This window comes from uncultured Parolsenella sp. (assembly GCF_958346945.1).
Taxonomy (GTDB): domain Bacteria; phylum Actinomycetota; class Coriobacteriia; order Coriobacteriales; family Atopobiaceae; genus Parolsenella.
In genome coordinates, this window is sequence record NZ_CATVTL010000007.1 from 22,670 (window position 1) to 39,796 (window position 17,127).

Annotated in this window: 12 protein-coding genes; 8 read left to right on the forward strand and 4 right to left on the reverse strand. The window is 55.1% G+C overall.

Going from position 1 to position 17,127, the window contains the following annotated elements; all coding sequences use genetic code 11:
- Positions 1–43 precede the first annotated feature (43 nt).
- Positions 44–2,053 (reverse strand): hypothetical protein, encoded by a 2,010-nt coding sequence (locus Q3866_RS05410; RefSeq protein WP_301830201.1) that lies wholly within the window; start codon positions 2,051–2,053, stop codon positions 44–46.
- A gap of 447 nt (positions 2,054–2,500) precedes the next feature.
- Between Q3866_RS05410 and Q3866_RS05415 the strand changes: the two genes are divergently transcribed.
- Positions 2,501–4,687: a L,D-transpeptidase family protein gene (locus Q3866_RS05415; protein WP_301830203.1), complete on the forward strand. Its 2,187-nt coding sequence runs from the start codon at positions 2,501–2,503 to the stop codon at positions 4,685–4,687.
- A gap of 164 nt (positions 4,688–4,851) precedes the next feature.
- On the forward strand, positions 4,852–5,850 hold the full coding sequence (locus tag Q3866_RS05420) for a hypothetical protein (protein WP_301830205.1): 999 nt from the start codon (positions 4,852–4,854) through the stop codon (positions 5,848–5,850).
- Positions 5,851–5,933: 83 nt separating this feature from the next.
- On the opposite strand, the gene Q3866_RS05425 is transcribed toward Q3866_RS05420, so the two are convergent.
- Both Q3866_RS05425 and Q3866_RS05430 read right to left on the reverse strand, forming a co-directional pair.
- Positions 5,934–6,875: a DMT family transporter gene (locus tag Q3866_RS05425; protein WP_301830207.1), complete on the reverse strand. Its 942-nt coding sequence runs from the start codon at positions 6,873–6,875 to the stop codon at positions 5,934–5,936.
- 3 nt (positions 6,876–6,878) lie between these two features.
- Positions 6,879–8,648, reverse strand: coding sequence for a phosphotransferase (locus tag Q3866_RS05430; protein ID WP_301830208.1), 1,770 nt, complete (start codon positions 8,646–8,648; stop codon positions 6,879–6,881).
- Positions 8,649–8,883: 235 nt separating this feature from the next.
- Between Q3866_RS05430 and Q3866_RS05435 the strand changes: the two genes are divergently transcribed.
- From Q3866_RS05435 to Q3866_RS05455, 5 genes are all read left to right on the forward strand, one after another.
- Positions 8,884–9,639 carry a phosphocholine cytidylyltransferase family protein gene (locus Q3866_RS05435; RefSeq protein ID WP_301830210.1) on the forward strand — a complete coding sequence of 252 codons (756 nt, stop codon included), beginning with the start codon at positions 8,884–8,886 and terminating at the stop codon, positions 9,637–9,639.
- 9 nt (positions 9,640–9,648) lie between these two features.
- The gene (locus Q3866_RS05440; protein ID WP_301830211.1) at positions 9,649–10,713 is read left to right on the forward strand and encodes an alanine--glyoxylate aminotransferase family protein; all 1,065 of its coding nucleotides are present in this window, start codon (positions 9,649–9,651) and stop codon (positions 10,711–10,713) included.
- A 92-nt stretch (positions 10,714–10,805) separates the two neighbouring features.
- A complete protein-coding gene (locus Q3866_RS05445) occupies positions 10,806–11,600 on the forward strand; it encodes a phosphorylcholine transferase LicD (RefSeq protein WP_301830213.1) in 795 nt (264 codons plus the stop codon).
- Between the two features lie 29 nt (positions 11,601–11,629).
- Positions 11,630–12,484, forward strand: coding sequence for a phosphorylcholine transferase LicD (locus Q3866_RS05450; RefSeq protein WP_301830215.1), 855 nt, complete (start codon positions 11,630–11,632; stop codon positions 12,482–12,484).
- A gap of 3 nt (positions 12,485–12,487) precedes the next feature.
- Positions 12,488–13,729, forward strand: a complete 1,242-nt coding sequence (locus Q3866_RS05455) for a lipopolysaccharide biosynthesis protein (protein WP_301830217.1) — start codon at positions 12,488–12,490, stop codon at positions 13,727–13,729.
- Here Q3866_RS05455 and Q3866_RS05460 read toward each other — a convergent pair whose 3' ends face one another.
- Positions 13,730–14,791: an acyltransferase gene (locus Q3866_RS05460; RefSeq protein WP_301830219.1), complete on the reverse strand. Its 1,062-nt coding sequence runs from the start codon at positions 14,789–14,791 to the stop codon at positions 13,730–13,732. It abuts the gene before it with no gap.
- Between the two features lie 238 nt (positions 14,792–15,029).
- Here Q3866_RS05460 and Q3866_RS05465 point away from each other — a divergent pair, with 238 nt between their 5' ends.
- On the forward strand, positions 15,030–17,120 hold the full coding sequence (locus Q3866_RS05465; protein WP_301830220.1) for a DUF2142 domain-containing protein: 2,091 nt from the start codon (positions 15,030–15,032) through the stop codon (positions 17,118–17,120).
- Positions 17,121–17,127 lie beyond the last annotated feature (7 nt).

Genomic DNA, 17,127 nt, shown 5'->3' on the forward strand with positions numbered 1-17,127 from the left:
AAATTGCCATCCGTACCGGGCGTTCAATTTGGCCAAGTTGCCGCTAGCGTTCCTTATTGGGAATCCAACGTCCGCTCTCGTCTACGTAATACGGTCCAATCCACTGGCTTTTCGCCATGGCTCCGCTGCTGGTGAGGTAATAGTTGCCAAGCCAGCATGAGTACTGCATGGCACCACTTGAATTCAAGTAGTACCACTCATCTCCAATAGGCACCCATCCAGTTTCCATTGCCCCGGTATTTGTATCCAGGTAATACCATGTGGAGCCTATGAGCTGCCAACCGGTTCTCATGCTCCCGATGGTCGGATCGAACCAGTACCAACTTCCGTTCGTGTACAGCCACCCGGTATCCATGGCGCCCGACGACGATAGGTGATAGAGGTCACTTCCAATACGAGCCCAGCCGACACGCATTGCATAATTTGCGGTGTCAAGCCAGTACCAGCTTCCGCCAACGCGAATCCAGCCACTAACGAGGTTGCCGTCTCGAGTAGTCCAATACCAAGTTCCATCGAGAAGAGCCCAGCCGTTGCTGCACATTCCGCAGCCCGAATTAAATGCATATGAGTAGCTGCCTATGTGTAAGATTTCGTTCTGGGCGGCCTTTCCAGTGCTAGGGTCAAACCAGTACCACCAGCTGCCAATATGCTGCCAGTCGACGGCGCGCGTTCCGTTGTCGAGCCAGTACCAAGCCCCATCGCGATTATCCCAGCCCGAAGAGTAACCGGTCCATATGCCAGAGCTGGTGAAGTCGGACCACTGGCCGCTAATCAATGTTCTCGATGTGGCCATCGCTCCGCTTGAGGAGTCAAACCAATACCATGAGCCTGAGATGATATTCCAGCCAGTTGCCATCGCGCCGGACGAACTAAGCCAATATGTGCCACTACCTAGTTTGAGCCAACCGGTTTGCATTGCACCATTTTGATTCATCCAGTACCAAGAACCGTCGACATTGACCCAGCCCGTCTGCATGGCGCCAGTCGTGGGATCGAGATAGTACCAGGTACCATCGATGTAAGCCCAGCCCTTGCTGCGCTCGCCATTGGAGACGGCCTGCCAATACCAATTCCCATTCTCGTAGACCCACTTCTTCATTACGGAAAGATAATGGGCCTTCTCGTCGCGATAACGGTTCTGCCAGCCGTTCCAATACTCGGGCTGGCCGGGATAACGACGGGCGACGTTGTTAACGACGAAGTCGCATAGCGTGGTGACGAGCTGCTCGTCGTCCATCGCTCCGTTGATTCCGGAGTTCTTGATAAACCAGTTGGCGCCGTAGTAGAGGCCGCTTTGTACATAGCTTCGGCCACCGCCCTGCCCAAACAGGTTGGCCATGCCCCAGACGAGGCTCTTGACGCTGTCCGAGCGGTTGTCGATGTTGATGCCAAAGGCCTGCATGCTTCCGCGTATGCCGGTGACACCATCGTAGTACTGGGTGTAGGCCCAGTCGTTCTGGAGCTGGGAGAACTCAGTGGGGTCTGCCTTATAGCAGGCGTGCCACACGGAGTTGAGGTCGTTGCCGAGCTGGGTGAACGTTCCGTTGCTTCGAGTGGCGTCGCTTACGTCCCAGCTATATCGGGAGCCAATGATTGCAAGGCACGAATACTTACTCGGGTTGTAGTAATAGACAGATTGGAGAAACGAGCCAAGGTCGTAGCGATTGTCAAACTGGAAGTAGCCCAGCGCGTGATAGCCGTCGCCCCAGCTCAGTCCCTGGTCGTAGTTCTGACCGCTCTCCCATTTGCAGAAATAGAGCATCTCGGAGGGAATGCTGCGAGGGGAGATGGAGCGAGCGCGTGGACTTGCGGCGAAGAGGGCGATGCCGTTGTCCTCGTTTTGCCCGGCGTCGTCTGATTCGGCTTGAGCTTGGGCCTCGGCCTCGTCCGGATTCTCTCCCGCGCTTAGAACTTGGGCCCTATCGAACTGATTGCCGTAGAGTTCGGACAGCGTGTCCGCCCATGAGGGAGTGGGGCAGAACAGACTGCCGAGCAAGAACGTAAAGGCAATAATGGCGGCAGTGTAACGAGGCCGGCGGCTAGTGATAAGCATACGTGCTCCGTAGTGTAGTGAGTTTGCATTTGAGAGCGACCCCTTCATTCTATGAAACTGTGGGAAACGGCTGGGCGCGATTGGTCAACTTTTCGCTTGGCCAAATAGAACCCATCTATTTCTGGGGGAGTGGATTGCAAAGTTTAAGATTGTCTTAAATTGAGAGAATGGCCGTTTGGTTTCCGGGGAGTACAGACAATGGCTTTTAAGAATAGATTGCCCTTTCTCGTGACGGGAAGCATCCTTGTAGCTTCAGTTCTAATTACCTCCCCCTCGATAGCTGTTGGTGAGGAGTCCGTTTCGGAAGCTTTGCAAGCTGCTGACGAAAGCGGTCTGCAGACTGATGAACGCGATGCTTCTGGCGAGGCACAGGGTACGCCGATTCAGGATGGATGGGCGGATGCCACTCAAGGTCGCAAGTATTGGAAAGACGGAACAGGCGATGCCTTGGCGAATGACGGAATAACGGGCGCGAGCGTTGCCGACGTGCCGCTGAGTGACGAAACGCCCAGTGAGCCCAACGCCGGCTCCGGCGCCCCCGCCCAGCCGGCCGCGGGCTGGGTCGAGAGGGACGGGGCGCGCTACTACCTCGACGAGGACGGCGCCGCGCGCACGGGCTGGCTGCTCGACGGCGGCTCCTGGTACTGGCTCGACCCGCAGACCGGCGCCATGGCCACCGGCTGGGTCGCCGCCGGCGGCTCCTGGTACTGGCTCGACCCCGCCACGGGCGCGATGGCCACGGGCCGCGCCGAGTGCGGCGGCGCCTGGTCCGACTTCTCCGGCTCGGGCGCCTGGCTCGGCTACTCGTCGGGCTGGGACCTGCGCGACGGCTCCTGGCACTGGCTCGAGGGCGGCCGCCGCGCCACCGGCTGGCGGCTGATCGGCGGCTCCTGGTACTGGATGGACCCCGACGGCGACATGGCCACCGGCTGGGCGAGCGTGGGCGGCTACCGCTTCCACTTCGCCGGCTTCGGCGGCATGGACACCGGCTGGCTGCTCGACGGCGGCTCCTGGTACTGGCTCGACCCCTCGCGCGGCGACCTGCGCACCGGCTGGATCTCGAACGGGGGCCGCTGGTACTGGGCCGACCCCGCCACCGGCGCGTGCGCCCGCGACGGGGTCGTGGAGGTCGGCTCGGCCTCCTACGCCTTCGACTCCTCCTGCGCCATGGGGGAGGGCGGCTGGTGCCTCGCCGGCGGCAGGCGGTACTGGGCCGGCGAGGGCGGCGCCCTGCTCACCGGCTGGCGCAGCGTGGGCGGCTCCTGGTACTGGATGGACCCCTCGACGGGGGCGATGGCGACGGGCCTCGCCGAGATCGGCTCCTACAGGTACTACCTCGCCCCCTCCGGCGCCATGGCAACCGGCTGGGCGCGGGACGCCTCCGAGGGCTGCTGGTACTACGCCTCGCCCGACGGCAACCTGCTCACCGGCTGGCAGCTCGTCGGCGGCAGGTGGTACTGGATGGACGGCGTCACGGCCAGGATGCAGACGGGATGGCTGACGCTGGGCGGGGCGACCTACCATCTCTCCGACTCCGGCGCGATGGACACGTCTTGCTGGGTTGACGGTGCCAACGGTGAGTCCAGCTGGATTAATGCCGATGGCGTTCTCTCCGCGACCGTCTCGGGCGATGTCGTCAGGCTCGCAGACGGGTCGACTCCGGACGACGGCCTCACCAAGGTTGGTGACGCTTGGTTCTATCTTGTTGATGGCAAGATCCAACATGGCGGCGTGACCATCGGCGGGGTTGCGCACCTGTTCGACGAGACGACCGGTCGCGCTGTGACTGGCTGGCACGTTGATGCCGATGGCGTCCGCCGTCACTATGACGACAAGGGCGCCGTTCAGACCGGCTGGGTTCGCGATGGCGGATGGTACTATCTCGGCTCCGACGGCGCCGCAACTACCGGCTGGAAGGTCGTCGACGGGCGTTGGTATTACTTTGACTCCAGCGATGGCAAGATGCAGACGGGCTGGCTCCTCGACAACGGCCGCTGGTACTGGTTCGAGAACTCCGGCGCCATGGCCACGGGCTGGGTTTGGACCGGCGGCGCCTGGTACTACATGGACGCCGACGGCTCCATGCATACTGGCTGGCTGAACCTCGGCGGTACCTGGTACTACCTAGCTTCCTCCGGTGCCATGCAGACCGGCTGGGTTTATGACGGCAGCGCGTACTACTTCTGCGCGAGTGACGGTCATTGGGTTCCCACCAATGCCGAGTACCGTGACATGCTCAACTGGGCTCAGGGTTATTCGAGCGCGACCAACTACCTTATTCTGGTAGACACGGTCAACTGCAGGGTCGGCATCTACTACGGTAGCTATGGCTCTTGGACTGTCACCAAGGAGTTCATCTGCAGCCCGGGCGCGCCTTCGACGCCCACGGTTAAGGGCCAGTTCACCGTGCAGGACAAGGGCTACGTGTTTGGCCATGGCTACAGCTGCTATTACTACACTCAGTTCTACAACGACTATCTCTTCCACTCCGTGCTGTATAACGAGGGCACGAGGGTGATTCAGGATGGTCGTCTTGGCCAGCACCTCTCGCATGGTTGCGTGCGTCTTGCCATCGAGAATGCCAAGTGGATCTATGACAACATTCCTCGTGGCACCAAGGTGGTTATCTGGTAACTGCTTTGATCGAAGCTTTTCTTGGAGGTGCTCGTCGGCTTTCCGGCGGGCGCCTTTTCTGTTTATCGGCAAAAGCGGGCTTCTACAGAATTGCGTCCTCGGATTATGAATGCATGGATAGACTAAAGGCGTCTATAGGCAGCCGGTTAAGGAGCGTGGTCTCTATGAGGTTGGCAGGGAAATCGGGCTTTAGAGAGAGACTGTTCGTGGCTCTGCTGCTTTCAGCTTTAGTCCTGTGCGGCCTGCCTGCGCCTTTGGCATATGCCGATACTGCGGGACAGGATGGCATCGTCTCTGGAGCTGTCGATACTGAGCCCGAGCCAGCCGAGCCCGCTGGTTCTTGGAAGGCTAACGGCCATGGCTGGTGGTACGAGTTTGAAACGGGCTCTTACCCATGCAGTCAGTGGCTTGATCTTGACGGGACCTGGTATTGGTTTGACTCCAGTGGTTATATGGCAACGGGCTGGGTTTCCGTTGGAGGAGCTTGGTATTATTTCGATTCCTCTGGCGCCATGGCGACTGGCTGGCGCTACCTGGGTGGGTCTTGGTACTACCTTCGCGACTCTGGCGCCATGGCCACCGGCTGGTTTATGGTCGACGGAACCTGGTACTTTGCCGATGCCTCCGGTGCTATGAGGACGGGCTGGCTCAATCTCGGCGGCACTTGGTATTACCTTGCTGGCTCTGGCGCCATGGCAACTGGATGGCAGGCCTTGGACAGCTCCTGGTATTACATGGATACTTCTGGAGCCATGAAGACCGGCTGGCTCTTGCTGGGTGATACCTGGTATTACTTCTCCGGGTCAGGTGCCATGCTGACTGGCTGGCAGTCAATTGGAGGCTCCTGGTACTACTTCTATGGCTCTGGCGCAATGGCGGCTTCCTGCTGGGTGGGCAACTACTATCTCACGGCATCGGGCGCCATGGCCACGAGCCAGCGGATTGATGACTACTACGTTGGCTCCGATGGCGCTTGGATTCCTGGCTATGGCACTGGTGGTAGCTATGGATCGTGGGATGGCGTCACGGTGTACTGGACGGCTTATGGAAAGGCATGGCACAAGTCAAAGTCTTGCCCAACCTTGAACCGAAGCAATCCTATCCAGGGAACGATCTCTCAGGTTGGCAGCAGGACCAGGTGCAAGGTCTGTGGCGGGCACTAAGCATCGCGCGGCGCACCTGTAAGGAAGGAGGGCCCGCCTCGATATCGAGGCGGGCCCTCCTTTTGCAAGTGTTTGCTTGTTAGCTAGACTTCGGCCCTCTTGCCGAAGAGCTCGTTCCAGTCGGAGGCGGCGAGCACCGTTCCAACGAGGATGACGATGCAGAAGAAGACGGTGGCAAGGGAGGGGACGGTTCCCTGGAGGATGAACCCAAAGGCAACGGCCCAGGCCGAGTAGGAGATGTTGAGCGCCATGGCCTTGGCGGCGCCAATGAGTGAGATGCCCTTGTAGTAGAAGAGATAGGATGCCGTGCCGGCAAGGGCGGACAGGGCAACAACGCCTGTAGCGAAGCTGGGAATGGCACTGGCGGCAAAGCCCCAGGCACCAAAGACGGGCACAACAACCAGGCCATAGACAAGGGCGGACGTGGTCTCGCGAATCTGGAGGGCCGTCTCGTTGTCCACGGCGTCATCCTTCATGCCCCAGGCGCACAGGACGGCTTCGGAACCCCAACCAATGACGGCGAGGACGGCCCCGGCGAGGCCAAGCGTCGTGTTGCCCATCTCGGAGTCGCCTGCAGAGATGACGCCCATGGCCATAACACCGAGCAGGGCAACGATGAGTGCCGCAATCTGCTTGGCACTCATGCGCTCCTTGAGCAGGATAAAGGACAGCAGCGCTCCGAGTGCGGGATAGAAGGCAGAGATGATGGCAGTGTAGGCGGGACCAATGTTGTTGATGGCGATGACGTAGCCCGTCATGCCAATGGGGCCACCGAGCAGGGCGCCGAGCATGACCACGAGGCCGCTCCTGGTCTTGAGGGCCGCAACGGTGTCCTTGAGACGACCGCGAACGCCCATGTAGATGAGTAGCCAGATGGCGCATCCCGCATCGTGGATGAAGGAGCTGGCAATGCTGGCGAAGGCGGCGGCGTCCGCCGTGCCAAAGTAGGGGGCCATGGCAAGAGCAATGCCCAGAACAACGGTATCAAGGCCCCAAAGGATGCCACTAAAGAGTCCAAACTTCATGGCTTACTGCTCCTCTCGATAGAGCTCGAGCGCCTTAGTGAGGTACTCGCGGCCGTAGTTGTAGTAGATGTAGAGCCACTCGCCCACAAAGTCGCCCTCGGCCTCCTTGAGAAGGGACCACAGGTACCAGCACCAGCCGGCAAGGGCGATGTGGGCAAGGTTGTGCGCACGCTCCGCGCGCGTGGGCTTGCGACCAAAGTAGGCCTCGAGCGCCGCGTCAATCTCCTCGGGGGAGAGCTGACAGCACACGCAGAAAGTGCCAAAGTCATTGGCGTAGTCGCTCATGCCGGAGTACTCCCAGTCGATGAGGTAGTACTTGTCTGCCTCATCGATAAGGAAGTTGAGCATGAAGAAGTCGTTGTGGCACAGGCAAGTGGGGGCATTGTCCGCGGCGACAAAGGCCTCCAGGGCGTCGGCGTCTGCGGCGTCATCGGCGTAGCCGGGGATGTCGATGGGGCCCTTCTCCAGAAGGAGGCTCTCGTAGCGCTTTGCCTCGGCATAGAAGTCGAACTTGGTGTCGACCTTTACGTCTGACTCATGGAGCGAGCGAGCCATCTTCATGGCGCGGGCCACCTGGGAGGCATCGTGTGGGTCGAGGTTCTTACAGTTGGGAATGAAGTGGGAGATTTTCCAGCCGCGGGCGGGGTCCTCGTAGATGAAGGTCTCATCGATGCCCAGCTCCTTGGCGACCTTCTGGGCGGCCACCTCGCCAGCGCGGTTGATGAGCAGCTCGGTGCCAATGCCCGGGTGGCGGTAGACGTACTCGCCGCTGTTGGTGGCAAAGTGGCAGGAGAGGTTGGTAAGACCCTGCTTGAGGGGGTAGACGTCGTGAATCTCGGCCTTGGTGCAGCCAAGGACATTGACGATGTTGTCGAAGATCTCTGAGTCGACGTTTTCTAGGAAGTGCGGGTCGAAGACGCGAAGCTCGTCGAGGGAGTCGAACTCGTTGATGACGCCCGCGGGGTAGGGACGCAGCACCATGTCGAGCTCCTTGATGTGCTCGATGTAGAGGTCTTCCCAGAGCTTGTCCGTGGTCTCGGGGAGGGCGTACTCTTCGTCGAGAATCTGGGAGAAGCGCTGCGAGAAGGTGCGGTCGAAGTAGACGTGGCCCAGCATGTACCAGGAGCTGGCCCCACCAACCGTCACCTTGGTGATGCGGTTGTTTGCGCCCGTGGTGATGCACCACTCCTTCGTGGCCCCCTCTGCGTACTGTGCGGAGTAGTAGGCCTTCCAGACATAGGCCTCAAAAGGATTCTCGGTGAAGTAATCATCGCTCGAGCAGACATAGGTGTTCCCAAGCTTGTTGCGGACGCGCCACAGGGAGCCGTTGTTGTTGCGGGAGGCATACTCATCGTTGTTGACGATCTCGACGCCGTACTTGTTGCGAAGGTAGAAGAAATACTCCTTCTTGTAGCCAACCACAACCGTGATGTCATCGATGCCGGCGGCCTTGAGCTGCTCGATCTGGCGCTCGATGAGAACCTCGCCGCGCACCTTCAGGAGGCCCTTGGGCTTCTCATAAGAGATGGGGGCAAAGCGGGAGGAGAGGCCGGCGGCAAGGATGATGGCGTTCTCTACTTTGTAGGGAGCGAGGGCATCTTTGCCGGTGCTGGTGAGGCTGCCGTTCTCGATAAAGCCGTTTGCAACGAGGGCCTTGAGCGTTGCATTGACGGTTCCGAGCGAGAGGTCTGAGGCCGAGGCGATGTCTCGCTGGCTGGCGTTGGGCGCCTGCCTGAGGGCGTTGAGGACCTCGAATTGATTCTTAGTGAGCATTGCGGCTCCTTGTTGTTGCGTTCAAGTTCTATTTGAGTATAGCGATATTGAACGATTGTTCAATTATGTCGAGCAAAATAGAAGAATGAACAGCCGCTGAACGACAATAACTATAGGTTCCTTATCAAAAACCTCTGGTTTCTCGGGGTTGCTGGTAAGGTTGGTAATGCGGCGCGAACGAACGCGCGCTTAGCTGAGATGTGCGTCTAAAACCGACGCCCGTTTGGAGGCTAGTGTGAAGGCACTGATTATGGCTGCGGGGGTAGGCAGCCGCTTAAGCGATGCCCCCCACGATCCCAAGTGCACACTTTCTATTGGCGACGGCGAGTCCGTCATTGCGCACACCATGGGAATTCTCAAAAACCGTTGCGTGGAGCCGCACCTTGTTGTTGGCTTTGAGCGAAATAAGGTGCGCGCTGCGTTGTCAGCCTATCCTGAGGTTGTCTTTCACGACAATCCCTTCTATCGCGTGACGAATTCAATTGGCTCCTGCTGGCTTGTGCGCCCGGTTATTCTCGAGGCGATCAGGAATGGTGAGGATCTCCTTCTGGCAAATGGCGATGTGTACTGGAATGAAGAACTCCTTGATTTGCTCTGCAGCGTCCCTGATGAATGCCTGATGCTGTGCGATAAGACGAGGGCTGAAACGGGGGATTACTTTTTCCACCTCGAGAACGGTTATATCACCGAGTATGGAAAGGAGATGGCCCCCGAGAAGCGTGACTGCGAGTACGTTGGTATCACGCTGATTCGCTCCAGCTTCCTTCCAGTTTTCCTGGCACATCTGGACCAGCTAATTTGGCAGGAGAATTATGGAATGTGGTGGGAAGACGCACTATATGCCGCTTGTGAGTCGCATCCCATAAGGGCGCTGGATGTCGAGGGACATTTTTGGAGCGAGATCGACTACATCGAGGACTATCAGCGCATCCTTGACCATCTTGGCATGGGGGTCGATGCCCGGCAGTTGCTTAGGAAAGCCCGATTTTAGGTGATGGACATGAAGCTATTTACCATTGGTCCGGTAGAAATGTATCCGGAAACACTAGAGATTCGAGCGAGACAGATTCCCTATTTTAGGAATCAGTCTTTCTCAAGAGTCGTTCTGGAATCCAGTGAAATGCTCAAGAACCTCCTTGATGCCCCCGCTGATTCTGAGTGCATTATGCTCACATGCTCGGGAACGGGTGGTATGGAGGCTGCGGTCATGAATTGCCTCGGCATAAATGACCGCGCTTTAGTTATTGACGGCGGCTCTTTTGGTAATCGATTCTGCGAGATTCTGCAGACGCGCGGGATTCCCTACGATAGAGTTAAGGTGCCTGAGGGAGAGGCGCTCAGCTCCGATCTCTTGGATGCTGCCGATGGCGGCTGTCATACGGCCCTTCTGGTAAATTATGACGAGACGTCTACGGGCCAGCTATATGACATCGAGATGCTTGCAGATTACTGCCATCGCAACAGCCTGACATTTATAGTCGACGCGATTTCGGCATTTCTTTCTGACCCGCTGTCGATGAGAGCTTCCGATATCGATGCTGTAATTGTCAGCTCCCAAAAGGCCCTTGCCCTTGCGCCGGGCTTATCATGCGTGGTTCTTTCGCCCAGAATGAAGGAAAGGATTCTCTCTTCCGACGAGTGCCCTTCGTACTATTTCGATTTCAAATCTTACATTTCTAATGGAAAGCGTGGACAGACGCCGTTTACCCCTGCAGTTGGTGTCATCTACGAGCTTCATCAACGTCTGGGTTCGTTGATCTCCAATGGAGGAGCGGCCGTCGAAATTGCGAGGGTTAAGGCGATTGCCAATGACTTTAGGCAGAGGGTTATCGAACTTCCGGTTGAGCTGCCGAGCTATCCCATTTCGAACGCGCTGACACCCTTGATTCTTCGCAGCGGTGGTGCAAGGGCATTGCTCGATAAGCTCGAACAGGATGGTTTTGTGCTAAATCCATGCGGGGGGAAGCATTCTGATGACATGGTGCGCGTTGCCCACGTGGGCAATCACTCTGTTTCGAATAACATAGAGCTCGTCGAAGCAATGACTAGGGCCTTGCTTAACTAGCCAGAGCTTCTTTGATTCCTCAAACTGGGACGGGGCATAATTTGAAAGTTTATGATCAGGAAACGCTCACTCATGTTCAGCGATGCGAACTCATGATTCTTAGGGATTTTGTCTCAATTTGCAATGAGAACGGCCTTTCTTATTTTGGTATCGCGGGAACTGGAATTGGCGCTCTGCGGCACGGGGGCTTCATTCCCTGGGATGACGATATTGATGTGGGTCTTTTGGCGGCTGACTACGAAAAGCTGATCTCCATTGTCCGCAGGGACTATTCGGATAAGTACGAGGTAATCAATGCCTCGATCAATATCGAATATCCCCTTCCGACAACGAGAATCATGCTAAAAGGGACGCAGTTCTGTGAGGAGTCTCTTTCGCACCTTCCTCTGGACTTGGGCATATTCCTTGATGTCTATTCATTTGACAATGTTGCTGCAGACGAGCGCTCATATAGAAAGCAAGCGTGGGATGCTTGGTTTTGGTCACATGTGAGAATCTTGCTCAGCGTTCCCGATCCAGTTATCCAGATCAAGGGCGTTCGCGGCAACGCTGTTCGTCTGGCGTGCAAGGCTGCGTCGAAGACGTTTAACCTGATTGGCCTTTCTAGGGAAAAGGTATACGAGAAAGAGACTGAGGCTCGCAATCGCTACAGAGGTGTAGATACCGGTAGAGTGGGATACCTCTGCGACACCGATCGTCTTACGCAGACCTATTCTCTCGATGACGTCTTTCCACTGAGGACTATTCGATACGAAGGCATGGATATAACGTTTCCCAACAAGCTTGAGAGCATGCTCGAGGCCCTCTACGGGGACTATATGCAGCTTCCACCTGAGGATTCGCGAAAGAATCACTACCCTGCCAGGCTTAGCTTTGGGAGCTACTAATATCCAGTAAAGAAGTAACGGGGAGTACCGTGTCTTTTACAGAATACGAAGATAAAGATGAGCTTAGAAAGCTGCAGCTCGTAACGACGATGGTCCTTGGTGAGTTTGACCGCGTTTGCAAGCAGCTATCGATTCCGTATTTCATCTACGGAGGCACGGCGATAGGCGCCGTACGTCATGGAGGCTTTATTCCGTGGGATGACGATATCGACGTGGCAATGTTTAGGTCCGACTATGAGAGGTTCATGGCTGAGGCGCCGGCGGTTCTGGGCGATGACTATGGTCTGGTTGATTACAAGACCGAGCGTGACTATCCCGCTTGTGATGCCAATCTCGTGCTGAAGGGCACTCTCTGCGTTCCCGAAGAATTTGATAAGTGTAAATTTCAGTATCCCATTGGCATCGGTGTTTACGCTTTTGACAAGCTGTCTGATAACCCAAGACTGAGAAAGCGGCAGTTGTCTGCAACCTGGTTCTGGGCTCGCCTCGCTTTTCTCTGCGGCACTCCATGTCCTCATTTGTCCCTTGAGGGGTGGAAGCGCGGCTTCGTTCTTTTGTTGTGTTATTTGGGCCACGGCCTGCTAAAGGTTTTCCATATTTCTCCTACATGGATTCATTCAAAGTGGGAGAAAGCTGCCATGGCTGCATCGGATGAACCGGATGGGCTCTTTGTCGACTTTACTGACAGGTCTCCCATTGACTGGGGAGTGCATAAGGAAGAAGTCTTTCCTCTGAAAGAAATCACGTTTGAGGATTTAGCTGTTTCGATTCCCAGGCAGTATGATGCGATTCTTCGTAGGGGCTATGGCGATTACATGCAGCTGCCTGCTGAAGACAACCGTAAGAATCACCATCCGTCAAAGCTTGATTTTGGAAGGTTTTAGATAGTGTCGGAATCAGCCGAGCAGCTGAAGAAAAACTACTTCTGGAACACGCTCGGGAGCCTAATGAACGCGGCCTCAAGCGCGCTTTTATTGTTGATCGTTACACGCTTCACGGGCGCTTATAGCGCGGGCGTCTTTTCGATTGCCTACGCGGTCGGCCAGCAGTTTCTATCCGTTGGCTCATTTGAGATGCGCACGTATCAGGCTACGGATTCTGAAGGGCGCTTTCCTTTCTCGGTTTACCTCGGGTCTCGCGTTGTCACCGTGGTTTTGATGGCGCTGACAATTATCGTTTACGCATTGTACGCAGATGGACCAACATATGATGCTCTGCTAATTGTTTTGATTGCCGGGCTCCGCTTCTTTGATGCCACCGAGGACGTATTTCATGGCATGTTTCAACAGCGCGGGCGTCTTGACATTGCGGGCAGAGCCTTTTTCTTTCGAGTTCTTACTACCACGGTGCTCTTTAGCGCTGGCGCGATCCTTACGGGTGATTTGCTGATTTGCTGTTTGCTTTCGGCTGTTGGCTCTCTGGCGGTTGAGGTCATCCTCAATCTGCCTCCCGCAAAGAAATACGAAAATGCGATAAAGCTGTCGTTTGAGTGGAAGTCTCTCGCAAGACTTCTAGCAGCCTGTTTCCCACTGTTTATTGCCTCGTTCCTTCTCAATGACTTGGTGAATGTTCCAAGGTTTGGGATTGAGGCGGTGATGCAGAAGGAGACTCAGACTGTCTATTCGATTCTGTATATGCCGGCAATGATTATCAACTTGCTTGTTGGATTTGTATTTAAACCTCTTCTTACTAGTCTCGCCGAGAAATGGTCTTCTGGAGACAGGCTTGGCTACTATGGGATTCTTGGAAAAGGCGCGGCCCTAATTGTCGTTGCCCTCATCTTGGCTATGGCCGTCGCCTATCCATATGGCACCCCTGTCCTTTCGTGGCTGTACGGCGTTGACGTCTCTTCTTATAGGACGGAGCTGATGGCTATTCTTATAGGGGGCGCCTTCAACGCGCTGAGCGTGATTCTGTACTATGGCCTGGTGACGGTGAGGCTCCAAGGCCTTGTTGTAGTCGGCTATGGCGTTTCTGTCTTGGTCGCCCATGCTCTATCAGGCATAATGATTGCCGAGAGTGGGTTGATGGGCGCAGTTCTCCTATACGACTTGTCTATGGGATTGCTTGCTGCCTTATTCGTCGCCTTTCTGTTCCTTGGACTAAGAATCGCTGGAAGGCAGAGCTAGCTAGTTTGAATTCTGCCAAGCCTTGTGCGCCAGTGAAGTGAGCATATTTGAGGCCTTTAGTCCGAGCATGCCAAAGAGACCTGCAAGGATAAAAGAAAGAAGAGAAAGACCATGTACGTCAATGGTGGGAAAGGCTTGAACCACTATTTGGCCCATAGGCCAGCCCCAAAGATAGATTCCGTAGGAAAGCTCGTGCTTGTTTAGGAACAAACTCGCTTTTAGTGGCGTTGCGTAGAAAGCGGCCCATGTTACAAAGACGGGGAAGCAGACAATCATTGCGAGGTCTGACAACCCCGCTGCAAGAAGACAGAGGAAGGCGGCGAGAGAAATCGAAGCCGCCTTCCTTGATATACGGATGGAATCTCGGAAAACATAGGCGGTTGTTCCCAGCCAATATAGAATGACTGGCCTAACAATACTGACTTGGGCAGGATATGCCGCCAGTAGATATCCAATGGTTGGGATAAGACAGATGCTGCACGCTGCAAGATAGCGCTTCTTGTCGAAGTGCGTCAGCTTATACGCACAGAAAACGAATATATAGCAGCAGAATTCAACGGGCAGGGTCCACAGTGATCCATCTACAACATCCGGATAAGGATTCGACATGAATAGTCCAGGCAAGTAATGGTATGGAATAAGAATGGCGTTTAGGAGGAATAGAAGTACCTGATTACTGCCGAAGTACTCGCCGAAGCCTAGGGATGAAAAGAGCGGACCGAGGATAAAAGCTAGGAAAATGACGAGGAACAGGAGCTCAGGCAGAAGCCTAACCAGGCGCTTCTTGAAAAAGGAAGAACCCGTATGGCTTCGCGCAGCGCTGCCTGCGATGAGATAGCCTCCAAAGAAGAAAAAGCAACCAACAGCAAACGCGCCGAAGCCCAGAGATCCATGAGAGATGGTGTCCAAAAGCTCTCTCTGAGAGTGCTCCGCTCCATATCGGAGGGCAAAGGAGTGGCTGAGAATGACGAAATAAGAGCATATAAGTCGAATGACTGCGAGGTTATTGCTGCGTCCGACGGCCATGGCCTTCAGCGTCTTTACGTTGTTGTCGCGGAACATATCGGCTCCAAATCAGCTGTGTTTCGGAATGTGCGATTTCGCTTTGCGGATGAAATGGTAAAGAATTGTATATCCGTCGATAGCGCTCTGGCCATGAGCTTCTAATGACCTACTATATCTTCTTCTATAAGTGCCTTGTTTTATAACCGCTTTTCACAGACTGCAGTTTTACTGTCATACTGACTATGAATTAACGCGAGACATTTTAGTTGGAATCCATTTTGCGGGAGGGCATACAATGAGTTCGGCCTTTCACCTTGTTGGCGGTGACGCTCTGCAGACTTATCCCAAGATTGTGGGGAAGAGGCTTTCAAAACTGCTGATTGCATCTGTCGGGATAGCTGTAGCTGGAGCTATTTTCATCTATACGCAATTGGGGACTAACCTGCTTTCAATGTATTTGGTGTGGGCGACTGGGCTCCTCATAGCGGAGGCATATGCGTTCCTAACCTTTTTTCGCCGCCCTAAGGACAGCGTATTTGGTAATACGACTCCAAAGAAGTTGGCGGTTCTTCTTACTATCGATCTGGGCATAAGCGTTCTGATTGAGTTTTTGACCATTTTGGGAACGAAAACTGGCTCGGTCCTATCCGTTGCGTCGTGGCAGCCAAAGCGTATGGCTATCGTTCTCGCGGCCTTGGTTGTGCTAACGATGCTCGCTACGGAGTATCTGCCGGTTAAGGACGATGCTAATGGCGTGAACAACGTCGACAACGTTCGACCTTCACGACTTTCGAAGAAAAGTAAGGTTCAGCTAAGGCATGCGGCCCCTTATGTTATTGCAGCCGCGGTCGTTGCACTCTTAATCTGCATTATTCCCGCAAACATTTCAGCTGCGTCTAGGGCGATTTTGGTCGTTTTCGTTGAGATTAGCCTTGGGGCATTGGCGTATAATGCGTGTTCGCCCGCATTTCGCCCCGAGCGCATCTTTGTCGCTATAGCATTTGGCACTGGCCTTGCAATCATGGCCGCGTTTCCCGTCTCCAACCTGTTCTCTTGGGACGATGAGGTCCACTACAGCAGCGCCGTCTCGCTTTCTTATATCGCTGATGTCGAGACAACGGCATCGGATCGCATGATTGTAGAGCTATTTCACAGCGAGCCGGGCATTAGCCATGATGCTTCTTTTTCCAGGTGGAAGCCCGAAGGCAATGTTGACTATGAACGTCAGTGGAACCAAGAAGAGGTGTACGGCTATCTTTCCGAGCTGAACGAAGCAAATACCGTATCTACGGTTGGAAAAACTGATGGAGTTAGCAGGATCGTTACGCAGTTCTGTTCGTTTGCGTATATTCCCTCGGCGTTTGGCTTGTGGCTTGGGAGGCTACTTCACCTCTCATTTACAGCCTGCTTCGTTCTCGGCAGGTTCATGAACCTTGTCTTTTACGTGGCCGTCTTTTCACTTGCCATTCGTATCATTCCGGTCAAAAAGACGCTAATGGGTGTCGTTGGGCTGCTTCCTACCAATCTATTTCTGGCGGCGAATTACTCGTATGATTTCTGGCTCACATCGCTGCTGGCGCTTGGCGTTGCGATGCTGATTAGAGAGCTTCTTGATGGCACTCCGCTTACAACTTCAAGGTGTTTTGCTCTCTTTTTTGTCTTCTTTATGGCGCTGGCACCGAAGGCGGTCTATTTTCCGTTGCTTGCGCTGCTTCTCTTGATTCCTCGGAGTAAGTTCGTCAGCGATAGGCAGAGGAAGCTGTTCTATTTAACGGGCGTTCTCGTCGCCCTTCTTGCAGTTGCAACTTTTGCGCTTCCCCTGTTTGAAACAGGTGGAGGCTCGGGCGATGCTCGGGGCGGTTCGGACGTAAATTCCTCTGCCCAAGTCTCTTACATTCTGGCCGACCCTGCGGGGGCCGCTTATGTTATCTGCCGTTACATGGCCAAGGAGTATTTGGCCGTTGCCAACATTGACCTGTCCCTTATGAACTGGTCTTATCTCGGTAGCCTACAGGGGCTCTATCCATTTACGACTGGCGCTCCGCTGCTGCTACTCGTCATGGTATCTATGACAGACGGAACTGCTCGAGCGGGTTTTCCGTCTTCGATATCTGCGCGTGTTTGGACGCTATTTCTGGTTGGCATTACTGTTTTCTTGTCCTGCACTGCTCTCTATATATCGTTTACGGCTGTTGGATCTCCAACGGTTGCTGGCATGCAGCCTCGTTATCTCTTGCCATTTGTTGTGCCCGTTTCAGCGATCGTGCTGAATATCAGCTTTGAGAAGAGACCTAGCGAACGCGTGTATTGTTCCGTTGTTTTTGGACTCGCATCGTTGTTGGTCGCTGCCCAGATGGTTCTCCTTCTGCTTCTCAGGATTCATTAATGTGGGG